Consider the following 1,158-nt stretch of genomic DNA (forward strand, 5'->3'; position numbering starts at 1 on the left):
CAGGTTGCGGTGCCTGCGACAACGCGCCAGGGACGATGGGCGGGGGCGGCGCCGACGCGGCGGGCGGAGCGGAGACAGGCTCGCCCGGCGGGGCCGACACCGCGTCGGCCTGTGGCGCGGCAGTGGCGGACGCGTCCCGCGCAGGCACGTACGCATCCGACGCGACGGGCGGCCCGGAAACAGGCGGTACCGGCGGCGCGGCGATGGGCTGGGCCGGCGGAGCGGAGACAGGACGCGGGGCCGGTGGCGCGGAGACCTGCTCGGCCGCTGGCGAGTCGATGAGCCGGGTCGGCGACGGGAAGACCTGCTGGGCCGCTGGCGCGTCGATGGGCTGGGCCGGTGGCGCGGAGACCTGCTGGGCCGGTGGCGCGGAGACAGGGCGCGGGGCCGGTGCGGCCGGGACCGACTCGTTCGTCTCGGCCGTCGGCCCGACGACAGAACCGGCCCGGGACACCTCCGCCGGCTCGGCCGGAGGGCCGGCGACGGGGGAGACCGGCAGTGTGGACACCGATGTCGCAGCGCCGACGGGCGGAGCGGACATGGGACGCGGATCGGCCGCGGTGGGTGGAACACCACGGGTGTCAAAAGCCTTCGGTGACAACCATGGTGTTCCACCGGTGGGCGCAGCCGGTTCGTTCGGCACCCGCTCGACCGGTTCGAGCGTGGGAGTGGTGGCGTGCCGGTCCATGCGCGGGGCCGCTGTGTCCGCCGCGTTCGGGTAGGGCGGCGACGCTGCTTCGTACTGTGCCGCTGTCTTCGGGGCGGTGCCATTCGCCGTGACGGCATCGGGCCCGGCCGGCTGTGCCTGGGCTGCTGCCGCCGTCGGTGCTTCCGGCATCGGCCGTACGACCGGCGCCGCAACCTGCGGGCCGGACGGTGGTGCCGACACGGGCCGGGTAGGAGTTGCGAAGACCGGGCGTGGCGTGGGCGACGCGGAGTTGGCCTGCCCGGGAGGCGCGGAGACGGGCGCTGCGGAGTTGCTCTGCGCCAGCGGCGTGGACGGTGCGGTGACGGGCGACGTGGACGGTGCAGGCACGGGCGGTGCGGACGGTGCGGGGATGGGCGGTGCGGGCGCTGCGGTGACTGGCTGCTCCGGCGGGACGGCGACCGGCGGCAGGTCCGCCAGCGTCGGTTCCTGGACGGTCGGCGGCGCCGGGA

Annotated in this window: 1 pseudogene; it reads left to right on the plus strand. The window is 76.4% G+C overall.

Annotated features, from left to right (window positions below):
• Positions 1–923 precede the first annotated feature (923 nt).
• Positions 924–1,158 (plus strand): annotated as a pseudogene (locus F6X68_RS34560) (hypothetical protein); the annotation flags it as partial.

The sequence above is a fragment of the Micromonospora sp. AMSO12t genome (genome assembly GCF_008806585.1).
GTDB lineage: Bacteria > Actinomycetota > Actinomycetes > Mycobacteriales > Micromonosporaceae > Micromonospora > Micromonospora reichwaldensis.